Origin of the sequence: Salipiger sp. 1_MG-2023, from assembly GCF_030547555.1 — a bacterium.
Lineage (GTDB): Bacteria > Pseudomonadota > Alphaproteobacteria > Rhodobacterales > Rhodobacteraceae > Salipiger.
On record NZ_JAUOQN010000044.1, the window covers coordinates 23,585 to 39,567 of the forward strand.

The 15,983-nt window shown below is 64.5% G+C and carries 13 protein-coding genes and 1 pseudogene; 8 read left to right on the forward strand and 6 right to left on the reverse strand.

Going from position 1 to position 15,983, the window contains the following annotated elements; all coding sequences use genetic code 11:
• Nucleotides 1–4: 4 nt before the first annotated feature.
• From bhcA to Q4543_RS17915, 6 genes are all read left to right on the forward strand, one after another.
• Nucleotides 5–1,198, forward strand: coding sequence for an L-aspartate--glyoxylate aminotransferase BhcA (bhcA, locus tag Q4543_RS17890; protein WP_303440531.1), 1,194 nt, complete (start codon nucleotides 5–7; stop codon nucleotides 1,196–1,198).
• A gap of 14 nt (nucleotides 1,199–1,212) precedes the next feature.
• On the forward strand, nucleotides 1,213–2,163 hold the full coding sequence (bhcB, locus tag Q4543_RS17895) for a beta-hydroxyaspartate dehydratase BhcB (RefSeq protein WP_303440548.1): 951 nt from the start codon (nucleotides 1,213–1,215) through the stop codon (nucleotides 2,161–2,163).
• Between the two features lie 55 nt (nucleotides 2,164–2,218).
• Complete coding sequence (gene bhcC, locus Q4543_RS17900; RefSeq protein WP_303440533.1) at nucleotides 2,219–3,382, forward strand: 3-hydroxy-D-aspartate aldolase BhcC; 1,164 nt, start codon at nucleotides 2,219–2,221, stop codon at nucleotides 3,380–3,382.
• Nucleotides 3,383–3,491: 109 nt separating this feature from the next.
• Nucleotides 3,492–4,457, forward strand: coding sequence for an iminosuccinate reductase BhcD (gene bhcD / locus Q4543_RS17905; protein ID WP_303440535.1), 966 nt, complete (start codon nucleotides 3,492–3,494; stop codon nucleotides 4,455–4,457).
• Nucleotides 4,458–4,479: 22 nt separating this feature from the next.
• Nucleotides 4,480–5,466: a type I glyceraldehyde-3-phosphate dehydrogenase gene (locus Q4543_RS17910; protein ID WP_303440537.1), complete on the forward strand. Its 987-nt coding sequence runs from the start codon at nucleotides 4,480–4,482 to the stop codon at nucleotides 5,464–5,466.
• A gap of 24 nt (nucleotides 5,467–5,490) precedes the next feature.
• A complete protein-coding gene (locus Q4543_RS17915; protein ID WP_303440538.1) occupies nucleotides 5,491–7,770 on the forward strand; it encodes an NADP-dependent malic enzyme in 2,280 nt (759 codons plus the stop codon).
• A 60-nt stretch (nucleotides 7,771–7,830) separates the two neighbouring features.
• On the opposite strand, the gene Q4543_RS17920 is transcribed toward Q4543_RS17915, so the two are convergent.
• The 5 genes from Q4543_RS17920 to Q4543_RS17940 form a co-directional block, all read right to left on the reverse strand.
• The gene (locus Q4543_RS17920; protein ID WP_303440540.1) at nucleotides 7,831–8,616 is read right to left on the reverse strand and encodes an enoyl-CoA hydratase; all 786 of its coding nucleotides are present in this window, start codon (nucleotides 8,614–8,616) and stop codon (nucleotides 7,831–7,833) included.
• Complete coding sequence (locus Q4543_RS17925) at nucleotides 8,609–9,796, reverse strand: CaiB/BaiF CoA-transferase family protein (RefSeq protein WP_303440542.1); 1,188 nt, start codon at nucleotides 9,794–9,796, stop codon at nucleotides 8,609–8,611. Before Q4543_RS17925 ends, Q4543_RS17920 begins: the two co-directional genes overlap by 8 nt.
• 64 nt (nucleotides 9,797–9,860) lie before the next feature.
• Nucleotides 9,861–11,141, reverse strand: a complete 1,281-nt coding sequence (locus Q4543_RS17930; protein WP_216003235.1) for a TRAP transporter large permease — start codon at nucleotides 11,139–11,141, stop codon at nucleotides 9,861–9,863.
• The gene (locus Q4543_RS17935) at nucleotides 11,138–11,731 is read right to left on the reverse strand and encodes a TRAP transporter small permease (protein ID WP_303440545.1); all 594 of its coding nucleotides are present in this window, start codon (nucleotides 11,729–11,731) and stop codon (nucleotides 11,138–11,140) included. The genes Q4543_RS17930 and Q4543_RS17935 overlap by 4 nt, the downstream gene beginning before the upstream one ends.
• A 69-nt stretch (nucleotides 11,732–11,800) precedes the next feature.
• On the reverse strand, nucleotides 11,801–12,784 hold the full coding sequence (locus Q4543_RS17940) for a TRAP transporter substrate-binding protein (protein WP_303440546.1): 984 nt from the start codon (nucleotides 12,782–12,784) through the stop codon (nucleotides 11,801–11,803).
• Between the two features lie 602 nt (nucleotides 12,785–13,386).
• On the opposite strand from Q4543_RS17940, the gene Q4543_RS17945 reads away from it, so the two are divergent.
• Nucleotides 13,387–14,007 carry a GntR family transcriptional regulator gene (locus Q4543_RS17945; protein ID WP_303440549.1) on the forward strand — a complete coding sequence of 207 codons (621 nt, stop codon included), beginning with the start codon at nucleotides 13,387–13,389 and terminating at the stop codon, nucleotides 14,005–14,007.
• 592 nt (nucleotides 14,008–14,599) lie between these two features.
• Here Q4543_RS17945 and Q4543_RS17950 read toward each other — a convergent pair.
• On the reverse strand, nucleotides 14,600–15,286 hold the full coding sequence (locus Q4543_RS17950) for a transposase (RefSeq protein ID WP_303440547.1): 687 nt from the start codon (nucleotides 15,284–15,286) through the stop codon (nucleotides 14,600–14,602).
• A gap of 284 nt (nucleotides 15,287–15,570) precedes the next feature.
• Here Q4543_RS17950 and Q4543_RS17955 point away from each other — a divergent pair.
• Nucleotides 15,571–15,906: pseudogene (locus Q4543_RS17955) on the forward strand (transposase); the annotation flags it as partial.
• Between the last annotated feature and the right edge of the window lie 77 nt (nucleotides 15,907–15,983).

The window sequence follows — 15,983 nt, forward strand, 5'->3', positions numbered from 1 at the left end:
TGCCATGAGCCTTCAGAACCCAAGTTTCATTCCCGGTCCGACGAACCTCCCCGAGGGGCTTCGCAAGGCCTGCGACATGCCCACCATCGACCACCGCTCGCCGCTGTTCGGCGAGATCCTGCGCCCTGCCCGCAGCGGCGTGCGCCGGGTGCTGAAAAGCCAGCGGGCCGAGGTGTTCATCTTTCCATCCACCGGCACCGGTGGCTGGGAGGCGGCGCTGAGCAACACGCTCAAAGCGGGTGACACGGTTCTGGCGGCGCGCAACGGCATGTTCAGCCACCGCTGGATCGACATGTGCCGCCGCCATGGCCTCAACGTCGAGGTTGTGGAAACGCCTTGGGGCCAAGGCATTCCCGCCTATCGGTTTGAGGAAATCCTGACGGCAGACACCCAGCACCGCATCCGCGCCGTGCTGGCCACCCACAACGAGACGGCCACCGGCGTGCGCTCGGACATTCACGCGGTGCGCCGGGCGATGAACGCCGCCGGCCACCCGGCGATGCTGTTCGTGGACGGGGTGTCATCCATCGGATCGATGGATTTTCGCTTTGATGAATGGGGCGTGGATATTGCCGTCACCGGGTCGCAAAAAGGGTTCATGCTGCCTGCCGGGCTTGCCATTCTCGGGGTCAGCCCCAAGGCGATGTCGGCGGCCAAGAGCGGCGAGACCCTGCCCCGCACCTTCTTCGATTTTCGCGACATGCAGCGCGCCTATGGGCAGGACGCGTATCCCTACACGCCCTGCGTCGGTCTGATCAACGGGCTGAACCTGTCGTGCCGGATGCTGCTGGACGAAGGGCTGGACAACGTTTTTGCCCGCCATGCCCGCATCGCCAGCGGTGTGCGCGTGGCGGTCGGGGCCTGGGGGCTGCCGCTTTGTGCCGCAAGCCCGGACCTCATGTCCGACACGGTCAGCACGATCCGCACGCCCGAAGGCTTCGACGCCACGGATCTTGTTCGCCATGCGGCGCAGACCTACGGCGTTGCCTTTGGCGTCGGCCTTGGAGAGTTGGCGGGCAAGGCGTTCCGCATCGGCCATCTTGGCAGCCTGACCGAGGTGATGATGCTGTCCGGGATCGCCACCATGGAGATGTGCATGGCCGACTTCGGCCTGAACATCACGCTCGGCTCCGGCGTCGCCGCGGCGCAGGATTTCTACCGCACGCACCCTGCAACCATCGCCAGAGAGGTCGCCTGATGAACGCCCCAACGATGATCATTCCCAGCTATGACGACATGCTCGCAGCGCATGAGCGCATCCGTCCCCACATCCGCCGCACCCCGGTACGGACCTCGGATTACCTCGACGAGCTGACCGGCGCGCAGCTGTTTTTCAAATGCGAGAACTTTCAGGAACCCGGCGCCTTCAAGGTGCGCGGTGCCACCAACGCGGTCTTCGGCCTTGGCGAGGCGCAGGCGGCGCGGGGCGTTGCAACGCACAGCTCGGGCAACCACGCCTCCTGCCTCAGCTACGCCGCCATGCTGCGCGGCATCCCGTGCAACGTGGTCATGCCGCGCACCGCGCCGCAGGCCAAGAAGGACACGGTGCGCCGTTACGGCGGGCGCATCACCGAATGCGAGCCGTCGACCTCGTCGCGCGAGGAAACCTTCGCCCTCATCCAAGCCGAGACCGGCAGCGATTTCGTTCATCCCTACAATGATCCGCGTGTCATCGCCGGGCAAGGCACCTGTTCCAAGGAGTTCATCGAACAGACCGACGGGCTTGATATGGTGGTTGCGCCCATCGGCGGCGGCGGCATGATCTCCGGCACCTGTCTGACGCTGGCGACGCTGGCCCCCGAAACCCAAGTGATCGCCGCCGAGCCGGAACAGGCGGATGATGCCTACCGCAGCTTCAAGGCCGGGCACATCATCGCCGATGACGCCCCCAAGACCATCGCCGACGGGTTGCTGGTGCCGCTCAAGGACCTCACCTGGCATTTCGTGTCGAACCATGTCTCCGAGATTTACACCGCCTCGGACCCGGAAATCATCGACGCGATGAAGCTGGTGTGGAAGCACCTGCGCATTGTCATGGAGCCGTCGAGCGCTGTGCCCCTCGCCATCGTTCTCAAGAACCCGGAGGCATTTCGCAAAAAGCGCGTCGGTCTCGTCATCACCGGCGGCAATGTCGACCTAGACCGGCTGCCCTGGCTCGCCTGAGCCAGCCGCCCCAATACCCGCCTGAGCCACTCACCCCCATAAGGGAGGAACACAGATGAAAGACCTTTCCGATCTCGAACAGTTCGACGTGGGCTTCGACATCCCGGCCAAGCCCGGCATGGACGAGGCAGACATCCAGACGCCCTGCCTCGTGCTCGACCTTGACGCGCTGGAACGCAACATCAAGGTGATGGGCGATTACGCCCGCGCGCATGGTATGCGCCACCGGGTGCACGGCAAGATGCACAAATCGGTGGATGTGGCCAAGCTTCAGGAACGTCTTGGCGGTGCGGTGGGCGTGTGCTGCCAGAAAGTGTCCGAGGCCGAGGTCTTTGCCCGCGGTGGCATCAAGGATGTGCTGGTGTCCAACCAGGTGCGTGACCCGGCCAAGATCGACCGGCTGGCACGGCTGCCGCAGCTTGGCGCGCGGATCATCGTCTGCGTCGATGACGTGGAGAACGTGGCCGAGCTGTCGGCGGCGGCGGTGAAACACGGCACGGGCCTGGACGTCTTCGTGGAAATCGACTGCGGCGCGGGGCGCTGCGGCGTGACCACCACCCCCGCCGTGGTCGAAATTGCCAAGGCGGTGGAACGTGCGCCGAACCTGACCTTCGCGGGCATTCAGGCCTATCAGGGCGCGATGCAGCACATCGACAGCTACGATGCGCGCAAGGACAAGCTCGACGCCGCCATCGCCATGGTCGAGGACGCCGTGGCGGGCCTCAAGGCCGAGGGGATCGAGTGCGCGCTGGTCTCGGGCGGCGGCACCGGGTCGTATTATTTCGAAAGCAATTCCGGCGTCTACAACGAGCTTCAGTGCGGCTCCTATGCCTTTATGGACGCGGATTATGGCCGCATCCTGGATAAGGATGGCAAGCGCATCGATCAGGGCGAATGGCTCAACGCCTTCTTCATCCTGACGCAGGTCATGAGCCATGCCAAGGCGGACAAGGCCATCGTCGATGCGGGCCTCAAGGCGCAGTCGGTGGACAGCGGCCTGCCGGTGATCTTCGGGCGCGACGATGTCGAATACATCAAGTGTTCCGATGAACATGGCGTCGTCTCGGACCCGCAGGGCGTGCTGAAGGTGGGGGACAAGCTGCGACTGGTGCCCGGCCACTGCGATCCCACCGCCAATGTGCACGACTGGTACGTGGGCGTGCGCAGCGGCAAGGTCGAATGCGTCTGGCCGGTGTCGGCGCGCGGCAAGGCCTACTGAGAACGACGAAAAAGGGGCAGGCCCGGAACAGGGCCTGCGAGACGCGCCTGTGCGGGTGACCCTTTGCCTGTCGCACAGGGGCGCATGACAGCACAACAGGAGAGAGACGATGTACATCGTTCCCGAACGCGAGATCGGCGCGCTGATGACGCGCGCCTCGGCCTTCGACGCCGTGGAAAAGGTCTTTGCCGCCATGGCCTCGGGCGAGGCCTATAATTTCCCGGTGATCCGCGAAGCCATCGGGCACGAGGAGGCACTGTATGGCTTCAAGGGCGGCTTTGATCGCGCGGGCCTGAGCCTTGGCCTGAAGGCGGGTGGCTACTGGCCGAACAATCTGCAAAAACACGGCGAGATCAATCACCAGTCCACGGTGTTCCTGTTCGATCCGGACACCGGCAAGGTTGCCGCCATGGTCGGGGGCAACCTGCTCACCGCGCTGCGCACCGCTGCCGCCTCCTCGGTGTCGATCGCCCATCTGGCTCGCAAGGATGCCAAGGTGATGGGCATGGTCGGCGCGGGCCATCAGGCGACCTTCCAGCTGCGCGCCGCGCTGGAGCAGCGCAGCTTCGAAAAAGTCATCGGCTGGAACTACCACCCCGAGATGCTGCCCAACATCGAAAAGGTGGCGAATGAGGCTGGCCTGCCCTTCGAAGCGGTGCCGCTGGACGGGATGCGCGAGGCGGATGTCATCGTGTCCATCACTTCGGCCTTCGCGCCCAGCCTGATGGCCGCCCATGTCAGCCCCGGCACGCATCTTGCCTGCATGGGCACCGACACCAAGGGCAAACAGGAAGTCGACGCCGCGCTTCTGGCGGCGGCCACGGTGTTCACCGACGAAATCGCGCAATCGGTCAGCATCGGCGAGGCTCAGCATGCCATTGCGCAAAACCTGATGACCGAGGCGGACATCCACCAGATCGGTGCGGTGATCAACGGCACCCATCCCGGGCGCAAGTCTGCAGACGAGATCACGCTTTTCGATGGCACCGGCGTCGGTCTGCAGGACCTTGCCGTCGCCGCCGCGGTGGTCGACCTTGCGATCGAAAAAGGCATCGCCATCAAGGTGGATGTCTGACCCCACCGCATGAGGCCCCCCGATGACCCGACCCGTCCGCATTTTCATCAATGGCTTCGGCCGCATCGGCCGCACCGTCTTTCGGCAGATCATCGCAGGCAGCCCTGCCATCGAGATCACTGGCATCAATGACGTGGCGCCGCTGGACACCTGTGCCTACCTGCTGCGCTATGACAGCGTTTTCGGCCCCTTCCCCACCCCTGTGGAAGTGGCGCCGGGCGCGCTGATTGTCGCGGGGCGGCAGGTGCCTTTTCATGCGGTGCAAGACCTGCGGCAGCTCGACCTGTCCGGCGTCGATGTGGTGCTGGAATGCACCGGGCGCGCGGGCAGCCGCGAGGTGGCCATGGCCGGGCTTGACGCCGGGGCCGCACGGGTGCTGATTTCGGGGCCCTCGCAGGCGGCGGACCTGACCTATGTGATCGGCGCTTCGGGCGCGGTGCCGCAGGATGCGCGTATCCTGTCCAACGCATCCTGCACCACCAATGCCATCGCCCCCCTGCTGCGCGCCGTGCACGCGCGCTGCGGCATCGAACGCGCCCATGTCACCACGATCCACTGCGCCACAGCCAGCCAGCCCACCACCGACCGCCCCGGCGAGACTTTGGAACGCAGCCGCGCCTCGCATGAATCCATCGTGCCCACTTCGACCAGCGCCGCCGCGCAGGTGTTGAAGGTGCTTCCCGCGCTTCAGGGCCGGCTCAGCATCGCCGCCGCGCGCATCCCGACGATTTCGGTCTCGGCGATTGACGCGGTGATCCAATGCGCCGCCCCGCCGGGAAAGGTGGAGGCGCTGCTCGACAGCATAACCGACGGCACGATCATCGGCGCCAGCCATGACCCTTGTGTCTCCGTCGATTTCCGTGGGCGGACCGAAAGCCTGATCCTCGCCCGGACCGAAACGCAGGTGGTCGGCGACGGCCAGCTGCGGATCTTCGGCTGGTACGACAACGAAGCCGGGTTCTCGGCGCGGATGCTCGACATGACGCAGCGCCTCGCCCATCCGATCTGACATGGCACCCTGAAGGAGACCTCGATGGCCCTCGACAAGACACCGCCGCCCCCCGAACAGCAGGCCGCGCTTGACTACCACGCCTACCCGACCCCCGGTAAGCTTGAGATCCGCGCAACCAAGCCCATGGCCACGGCGCGGGATCTGTCGCGGGCCTATTCCCCCGGCGTTGCCGATGCCTGCATGGAGATCGCCCGCGATCCCGCCCTTGTCACCCGCTACACCGCAAGGCGCAACCTCGTGGCGGTGGTGTCGAACGGCTCCGCCGTGCTGGGGCTGGGCAATATCGGCGCGCTGGCGTCAAAGCCGGTGATGGAGGGCAAGGCCGTGCTCTTCAAGAAATTCGCCAACATCGACTGCTTCGACCTCGAGGTGAACGAGACCGACCCCGAGGCGCTTGCCGACTGGGTGTGCAAGCTTGAACCCACTTTCGGCGCCATCAACCTCGAAGACATCAAGGCCCCCGATTGTTTCATTGTCGAGCGGATCTGCCGCGAGCGCATGGGCATCCCGGTGTTCCACGACGATCAGCACGGCACCGCCATCGTGGTCGCCGCCGCCGCCCGCAACGCGCTGCACCTTGCGGGCAAGGATCCCGCCACGGTGCGGGTGGTGGGCATCGGCGCGGGCGCCGCTGGCACGGCTTGCCTTGCCATGCTCGCCAAGCTCGGCATCCCCGAGCGCAACGTCACCGTCTTCGACAAGGACGGCGTGCTGCACGCGGGGCGCAACGATCTGGCCCCCGAACAGCGCCAGTTCGCCCATGCCGAACAAGGCATCAGCCTGGGCAACGCGCTGAAAGGCGCGGATATGGTGCTGGGCGTCTCCGGCCCCGGCGTGCTGACCCCCGAGATGGTGGCGGGCATGGCCCCTGCCCCGGTGATCCTTGCACTTGCCAACCCGACCCCCGAGATCATGCCAGACCTCGCCCGCGCCGCCGCCCCGGGCGCGATGATCGCCACAGGCCGGTCGGATATTCCCAATCAGGTCAATAACGTGCTGTGCTTTCCGTTCATCTTTCGCGGGGCGCTGGATGTCGAGGCGCGCGAGATCAACGACGCGATGAAGCTGGCCTGCGTCGATGCCATCGCCGATCTGGCCCGCCAGACCACCACCGCCGAGGTCGGCGAGGTTTACGAGAACGAGAAACTGACCTTCGGCCCGGATTACCTGATCCCCAAGCCGTTCGATCCGCGCCTTCTGCCGACCATCGCCGTGGCCGTCGCCCGCGCCGCCATGGAAAGCGGCGTGGCGCGCCGGACACTTGACCTCGACAGCTACAGACAGGCGCTCGAAGCGCAGGTGTTCCGCTCCTCACTCACCATGCGCGGCGTGACCGAGGCGGCGCGGCGCTCATGCAGACGCATCGTCTTTGCCGAGGGCGAGGATCGCCGCGTGCTGCGCGCGGTACAAGGGCTGGCCGAGGACGGCATCCACACGCCGATCCTTATCGGGCGCCCCGAGGTCATCGCGCAAAGGCTCGAGCAGATGGAACTGCCGATGGTGGCGGGCCGCGACTTCGAGATCGTGAACCCCGAAAGCGACGAGCGCTATACTGATTACTGGCGCGACTACCACGAGCTGATGAAGCGGCAGGGCGTGACCCCTGATCTGGCCCGCGCCATCCTGCGCACCAATACCACGGCGATTGCCGCGCTGATGGTGCGCCGCAACGATGCCGACAGTATGATCTGCGGCACCTTCGGGCAGTATTCGTGGCATCTGAACTACATCCGGCAGGTGCTGGAAACCGGTGATCTGTCCCCCGCCGGGGCACTGTCGCTGATGATCCTCGACGAGGGGCCACTGTTCGTGGCCGACACCCATGTGACGCTTGAACCCGATGGCGCAACACTGGCGCGGACGGTCGAGGCGGCGGCCCGGCATGTGCGCCGCTTCGGGATCGAGCCGCGCATCGCCCTGTGTTCGCGATCCCAGTTCGGCAACACCGACTGCCGCACAGGCGTGACCATGCGCGAGGCATTGGCGATCCTTGATCGCAAAAACGTGGATTTCGAATATGAGGGCGAAATGCACACCGAGCTGGCGCTGAACCCCGACCTGCGCGAACGGCTCTTGCCGGGCAACCGGCTAAGCGGGCGCGCCAATGTGCTGATCTATGGCAACACCGATGCGGCAGGTGCCGCGCGCGATCTGCTCAAGGGCGTGGCCGAAGGGCTGGAGGTCGGGCCGATCCTGATGGGGATGGGCAACCGCGCCCATATCGTCACCCCCGAGGTCACCCAGCGCGGGCTGATCAACATCGCCACTCTGGCAAGCGCCGACGTGGCAAGCTACGGCTGAAACGACACGAGCCGCTGGCGGTCAGGCCAGCGGCTCGTCACTATCGCTGCGCCAATAGCGTCAGGTGCCGGACCATTCCGGCTTGCGCTTGGACAGGAAGGCATCGACGCCTTCGCGGAAATCCTTGCTTCCGTAGATCCGGGCGACGGTTTGTGCATCATCCGGCGTTTCCGGTTCCAGCTTTGCGACCATCTCGCGGCAGGCGGCGATGGTCAGCGGCGCGGCTTTGCACAGACGATCCACCGTGCGCGACACCTCTTCCTCCAACGCCTCGGGCGAAACGCAGGCGCTGGCAAAGCCAAGCCGGTACGCCGTCTCGCCGCCCAGTGCTTGCGAGAGCAGCAGCATGGTCTTGGTCGGGCCTACCCCGAAGGCGCGCACCAGCCGCGCAACATTGGCCTGCGACAGGCAATTGCCCACGGTGCGCGCGATCGGTACGCCAAAGCGCGCCTCGGGCGTGACGATGCGCAGATCGCAGGCGGTGGTGATCACGAGGCCGCCGCCCATGGCCGCCCCCTCGATCACCGCAAGCGTCGGGGCGGGCAGCGCCTCGACCCGTGCGATGGTTGCGGCGATCTTGTCCTCGTAGGCCAGCCCGTCCTGCCCGCCCTCGAAAGCGGTGAACTCGGAAATATCAGTGCCCGCCACGAAGGCCCCGCCCTTGCCGCGAAAGACGATGGCGCGAAGACCGGGCGTGGCTTCGAGCCTATCGCAAATGTCACCAAGCTGGCGGTACATTTCGAAAGTGATGGCATTGCGCGCCTCGGGGCGGTCGAAGGTGACGGTGGCGACCGCCCCTTCGATCAGTAGCGCGACGCGGCCGTGGGATCGCAGCGTATCAGCCATTGGACACCTGCCTGTCCCCAAGGCCGCGCAGCTCCGCCAGAATTTCGTCGCGGTGCTCGTCGAGCAGCGGCGGATGGCGGCGCACCTGCTGCGGCGTGCCGCGCAGCTTGACCGGGAAGCCGATGTTCTTCACCTGCCCTTCTACGGGATGTTCGATGGGCATGACCATTCCGCGTTCCTGTGCGTGCGGATTGTCCAGCGCCTCGGCGTAATCAAGGATAGACCCCGCCGGGATGCCAGCTTCGAGCAGCGTTTCGACCCAATGGTCGCGCGTCTGGGTGCCAAAGGTCTTTTCCAGTTCCACGATCAGCGCGTCGCGATGGGCAAGGCGCAGGGAATTGGTGGCATAGTCGGGATGTTCGGGCAAATCGCTGCGCCCGATCACTTTACACAGCTTGCCAAAGGCGCGATCATTATTGGCCCCCAGCACAAAATGTCCGTCGCTGGCACGCACCGCCTGATAGGGCGCGGCCATGCGATTGGCGGTACCGATGCGCTGCGGCACGTTGCCGGTTCCCCAGAAATCGCAGATGTCCCAGACCGCAAAGGACAGCCCGGCCTCGTAGAGCGAGGCGTCGATGAACTGCCCCTGCCCGCTGGTCTGTCGCCCGATATAGGCGCTGAGGATGGCGTAGACCGCGAACAGCGAACAGCCGATGTCGGCCACCGGAACGCCCGATTTCGCGGGCGGCCCGTCGGGCGCGCCGGTGATTGACATCACCCCCGATGCCGCCTGTGCCATCAGATCGAATCCGGGGCGTTTCCACCACGGCCCCGACTGACCAAAGCCCGAGATGCTGGCGTAGATCACGCTGGGATTGACCTTGCGGATGGTCTCGTAGTCCAGACCCATGCGGGCCATGGCGCCGGGGCGATAATTTTCGACGATGATGTCGGCGGTCTGCACCAGTTCGAGGTAGGTGGCCTTGTCCGCTTCGGACTTGAGGTCCAGCACGATGGACCGCTTGTTGCGGTTCATGTTGAGGAAGCCAAGGCTGTCGTCGCCCTTGAGCTTGAACCCCATGGCGCTGCGGGTCTGATCGCCAGTGGGCGGTTCGACCTTGATGACATCGGCGCCAAGGTCGCCCAGCAGCATGCAGGCGAAGGGCCCCGCCATCACCTGTGACACATCGAGCACGCGGATGCCCTCGAGCGGAAGGGCCGTCTTGGATTGGCTCATGTCTTTCTCCTTCGGGGGGAAATGGGTGGGGATAAGCGGGCCGGAGCGCGGCCCGCTTGATGGGTCAGTAGATCAGGTTCACCAGTGCCAGCGAGATGCCGGGGAAGTAGGTGCAGATGATCAGCAGGCCGAGCAGCGCGCCGATGAACGGCAGGTTCGCCTTGGTGGTGGCCCAGATGTCAGCCCGCGCGATGGAACAGGCGGCGATCAGCACCGAGGCGACGGGCGGTGTCTGCTGCCCGATGGCGAGGTTCAACGTCACCACAAGGCCGAAATGCACCGGGTCGATGCCCGCTGCATGAACCATCGGCATGACGATCGGCACCACCAGAATGATCGCCGCCGCCGAGTGCAGGAACATGCCAAGCGCGAGGAAGGCGAAGTTCAGCATCAGAAGAATGAGATACTTGTTCTCGGTCACGCCGCCGATGGCCTCGGCCAGTTGCTGCGGAAGCTGCGCTTCGGTCAGGAAGCCGCCGATCAGGTAGGATGCCGCGACCAGCAGCATCACCACCGCCGTCTGAAGCCCGCTGTCGACCAGCGCCTTGTACAGCAGCTTGACGTCGAACTCGCGATAGACCACCCCCGAGATGAACAGCGCCGCAACCACCGCGAGGCCCGCGCCTTCGGTCGCGGTCACGATGCCGCCGAAGATGCCGCCAAGGATGATCACCGGCAGCATCAGCGCCCAGCCGGCTTCCTTGAACTTCACCCACACATTGTGCAGGCTGAAGCGTTCTTCCACCGGGAAATTGTACCGGCGCGCCTGCACGTAGGCGGCGATCGCAAGGCAGATGGCGCCGACGATGCCGGGGCCAAAGCCCGCAACGAACATCTTCACCACCGATTGCTGCGCCATCACCGCATACAGGATCATCGGGATCGACGGCGGCAGAATGATCGCGAGGCTCGAGGCCGAGGAACAGATCGCCGCCGAGAACTCCTTGGAATAGCCTTTCTTGCGCATCGCCGGGATCAGGATCGACCCCAGCGCGGCGACACCGGCCACCGCCGAGCCGGAGATTTCCGCAAAGAACATCGAGGCACCGATGCACACGAAAGACAGCCCGCCCCGGATGAATCCGACGAGGGCCGACGCAAGGCCGATCAGCCGTCTGGAGATTGACGAGGCGTTCATGATCGCGCCTGCCAGAACGAACAGCGGGATCGCCAGAAGCGGAAAGCTTGACGCCCCCTCAAACATGGTCAGCGCAAGGTTCGGCAGCATGTCCGCCCCCTGCACCGTCACCACCGCGGCGATGGCGACCAGACCCAGCGCGACGGCGATGGGCACATTCAGCAGCGACAGGCCGAACAGGCCGAACAGCATGTAGCCGATGGTCATGATACTTCTCCCAGGCGGGGGGCGTCGTGGGGGTGCTTGCGCCCGGGGCTGTCCTCGGGGTCGGCCTCGAGTTCGGCCAGCGCCTCGCGGACCTCGTGGTCGACAAAGCCGTCGCCGCGTGCGTCGCGCATGACCTCGGGCAGACGCAGCGCCTCGGCCAGCATGAACAGCACCGCGCCCAGCGGGATGATCGCCTGGGTCAGCTGCACTGACACGCCCGGCAGCGTGACCAGCGTCATGCCTTCGAGGATGATGAGCACCTCCATCCCGGCATAGGCCATGAGGCCGAAGAACAGGAAAACGCAGATTTCGGAGAACACCGTGGCGAGAACGCGCAGGTTGGGTGGCAGGGCGTTGACGATACCGGGAAAGCCGATATGCGCCCCTTTCAGCGCCGCGAGTGCGCTGCCGAAATAGGTCATCCAGACAAGACCGACGGAGGCGATTTCATCGTACCAGACCAGCGGGCTTCCGGCGTAGCGGAATACCGTCCCGCAAACGATGAGGATGGTCAGGGCCGCCACGATCGCGGCCGTGATCACCTCGAGCAGGGTTTCGAACCCCTGCTTCAGGCTGTTGAGCGATTGCATGTGTTTCTCCGGGGGGAATGTGCAGCGCAGCAAGGCCGGAGACAGATGCCCCCGGCCCCGCGATCAGGCTTAGTTCGTGAGCGTGGTCAGAGCGCGGGCCTGTTCGACCAGCTCGGCACCGCCTTCGACGCTGTCGGCAAATTCCGCGTAAACCGGGGCCGAGGCATCGATGAACGCTTGCGTGTCCACCTCGTTCACCTCCATTCCCGCCTCTACGAGCTTTTCGAGCAGGTCGGTATCGAGCCCGGCTGCGATCTCATAGACCACGGGCTGCATTTCCTGCGCGGTTTCGGTCAGGATTTGCTGCACCTCTTGCGAGAATTTGCCAAACGACCGCCCGGCGGTCACGTATCCCGGCGTGTAAACGTGGTTGGTTTTGCTCAGATAGGTCTGCACCTCGTAAAAGCGCGCCGGGTAGATCTGGGCATAGGGGTTTTCCTGCCCGTCCATGACGCCGGTCTGAAGCCCGACAAAGACCTCGGAGAACGCCATCGGGCTGGGGCTTGCGCCATAGCTTTCAAACATCTTCACGCGCCATTCGCTGCCCGGAACCCGCAGTTTGATGCCCTTGAGATCCTGCGGCGTTACGATGGGCTGGCGGTTGTTGGTGATCTGGCGGAAGCCGTTTTCCCAGACACCGATGATGTGATAGCCCGCCTTCTCAGCGATGGGCACCAGCTTCGGCATGACGATCTCTTCGCTGATCCTCGCCATGTGCTCACGGTTCTGGACCAGATAGGGCATTTCGAACAGGCCGAACTCCGACACCATGGTGGACATGATGCTCGACGGCAGCGCCAGATCCACGGTGCCCAGTTTCAGCTTCTGCAACATCGCCTTGTCATTGCCGAGCTGGCTGGAGCCGAAGACCACGACCTTGGCCTGATCGCCCAACTTTTCGTTGGCGCGCTTGGCAAATTCGGTTGCGCTCAGGTCCATGAGCGAGCCGGGTTCACCGACATGGCCAAACTTGATCTCGGTCTGGGCTTGGGCCGTTGTGGCAAGGCCAAGCATGGCCACGAGGGTACCTACCAACAGATTGCGACGCTTCATGAATTTCTCCTCCCTAAGATGCGGTCCATCACCGCACAGAACGCCAGTGCCCACACCCCTGTGAGGATGCGGTCAGGTGCCGCTGATGGCGGCAAGGCCCCGGTCCGGACGGCGTCCGGCCCGGCACGGGGCAAAGGTCGATTGTTCGGGAACAGCAGTGCTGCGATCCCCGGCGCCGGGCGTCATGTCCCCAGCGGTCGTTCACACGTCAGGTGTCTTATGCGGGGCCACCTTGGCGGCGCCCGCTCTTCTCTCCCAGTTCATTCAGGGGACTCACTCCTCATAAGCATCCCTAAATTGCATTCAGAATATTGTATAAAGTATGTAACGGGTCAACCCAAACTTGCGCAACAGGTTCTGGCAAGCCGGGCGCCGGTGTTGAGCGGCCGATTGGATTGCTCTGGCGGGATGCGACCCTGTCGCCTATTTCCATTGCACCGCCGAGCCGGGCATGATCTCGCGGAGACCACGGGGGCTGCGCGCAGGCCCGGACCCCGGCATTTTGGACGGGTCTTCGCAAGCGGGCCACTGGACCGAGCGAGGCGCCAATGAGCAGGCCAAGGCAACCCATCAATCGACGCTACCTTCACGACGAAGCGGCGATGCGCATGCGCGACATGATCAGCTCGGGCGCGCTCAAGCCCGGCGACAAGGTCAACGAAAGCGAGCTCGCGGAGAGTTTCGGCATCTCGCGCACGCCGGTTCGTGAGGCGATCAAGATGCTTGCCGCCGAGGACCTGCTCGAGATCCTGCCCAACTACGGCCCCCGGGTTCGGCTGATCAACGAGGCCGAGCTGAAGAATATGCTCGAGGTCATTGCCGTGCTTGAGGCGACGGCCGGCGAGCAGGCTTGCGACACCATCACCGAGGCCGAGGTCGATGCGATCGAGGTGGTGCATGACGCGATGATCCGCGATTGGTCGAACGGCAATTTCCCGAGCTACTTCACCCGTAACCGCCAGATCCACGACGCAATCGTAACCGCCAGCCGCAATGAGACGCTGCAGCGGCTTTACGTCTCGCTGTCAGGGCGCATTCAGGTTGCACGCTATTCCTCGGAAAAGACGCCGGAGCAATGGCAGAAGGTATTGCACGAACATGTGGAAATGGTGCGCTGCCTACGCAATCGCGACGGGGCGGCCCTGTTCTCGTTGCTGCGCGAACATGTCCGCAGCCAGGAAAAGGCCATCGCTGCCACCTATGGCGTGGATAGCGCAAGATAACATTCGAGTTGCCCCCTACTGTGGGCGGCAACGACAGGCATATCGGCCACGCAAGAAGAAGAAATGCGTATCGCCTCTACACGTCTTTTTTTCGGAACCACGTCACGTCCGTCAAGCTGGTGTAAACTTCCAGATGACCTGGGGTGATGATCAGGCGGCTTTCGTGGTGGCGGGCAGATCTCCTCCTTGTCGATCTGGGCGGAGGCTTCGAGCATCCCGGTCGCGGCTTTAGGTCTGCCGGTCGTCGGTTTGCTCGAACCGGCCTGCCCCGATCACCCGCAGGCTCGAGGCCTCGTTGGGGCGCGGGGCGGATCAGAGAGCAGCATGAGGCGCTGTTTACCCGCCGAACCCGACGCTGCCGACGCGGTGTTTGGCCTTCTTGTTTGGTTGCCTGGCAAGGACGCTGGACGCGGTTTGCCTTGCCCCTCATGAGAGGGGGTGGTCAATCGGGGTCGTGCTGTGCATCCTGAGCCAGCGGGGGCGGGGATAGGTCAGGCCAGCAGGCCATGGTCAGTGTTGTCCATGAGATCGGCGCGCTTGGGCCACCCGGCGCCCTGTTTCGACAGCATATGCGGTCCGGTTGCTCGAAGGCCTAGCGGATCGCGGCGGCAAGGACCCTGTGCTGGCCCTTCGAAACATGCGCCAAGGCGTTGCGCATCCAAGGAACGCGGCATCGCTGCCATCTTGCCTCGAAGACCCGTGCGACGTGGCGCAATGACCACCGCGACAGGTCTCTGACCACCCGCTTTACCCCGCCGAGGCCGCGGGCCTTCAGTGCGCGCAGGAACTCCGTCCAGACGGTCTCGGCCGCGGGCGACCTCAGCCCCAGGCGGATGATTTCCCTGCGGCTTTCGGTCTTGGCGGCCACGGCGATATTGACCGCGACCGAGACGAGGCACCCGCCCGGCCGTTGACTAAGACAAGTCTCATCCAGCCGGACAAAGGGCCATTCGCCCGCGAGTGGTCGGTTATGGAACGCGCCGACCCGTTCACTGATGTCTTTGCAACGCTTCGAGACCGTGCCTTTCGAAAGGCCGCCCAGCCCCATCGCCTGCACCAGGCCGCGTCGAGGCGCCGCTGATCTGGGCTTCCTGAATGACGGCACCCAACGCCTGCCCGGACGTCTTGCGCACCGCGAGGACGCCCGGAAAATCGCTTCCCTGCGGTAGCTTGGACAGCCGCAGGTTCCGCGGAGACGGGTGTCCAGCGCCCTGTCGCGCTGGCCATTGCGCCACGTTGTACGCCGGTCAGCCCGCTCGTTCCGTCCAGCACCAAGCAAGCCGTCGACTTCATCAGTTGCAGGACTTCCTAGGCGAAGCTGCGAAGCAAATCGCCCTGTCGGGCATGGCCAGAAGCGCGGACAGGCCCATTGTCGTTTTGGTCAACCACCGGCCAGCAAGGCCATGCGCCGCATGATCCGCGTGTGGGGCCGGTTGACGCCGCGATATACCGCCTAGAGCAGACACCTCGATGGCCACCTCGCCCGGCACCGGGGTAATCCCCCCCGATGTTGTGGGGATGCGGAAGTAGAATTTTCTCGGCAGGATGAACGAGGAGATTCCGATGAAGAAGACACGCTTCACAGAAGCCCAGATCATGCACTGCCCGGCAGGGCATTGCGCAGCAATGGCCCGAGAGGGGGTGTGCTGCGCCAGATGGAAGGCGGGGTACCTGCTTCCGAGTTGTGCCGTGAACATGGCATGAGCAGTGCGACGCTGTACAAATGGCGTGCGAAGTACGGCGGTATGGACGCCAGCCTCATCAGCGAGAGTGAGCGGTAAGCGCCATTGGTCCGAGCGCACCGCGAACGCCATAGCTGAGGAGAACCGGCGGCTTAAGCGCATGTATGCGGACGTCAGCATGCAAAACGACCTGCTCAAAGAGGCGCTCGGAAAAAAGTAATCCGGCCACCCACTGCCCGGCAGGGCATTGCGCCGCAATGGCCCGAGAGGGGCAACGCCGAGAGTTGGCCGTGA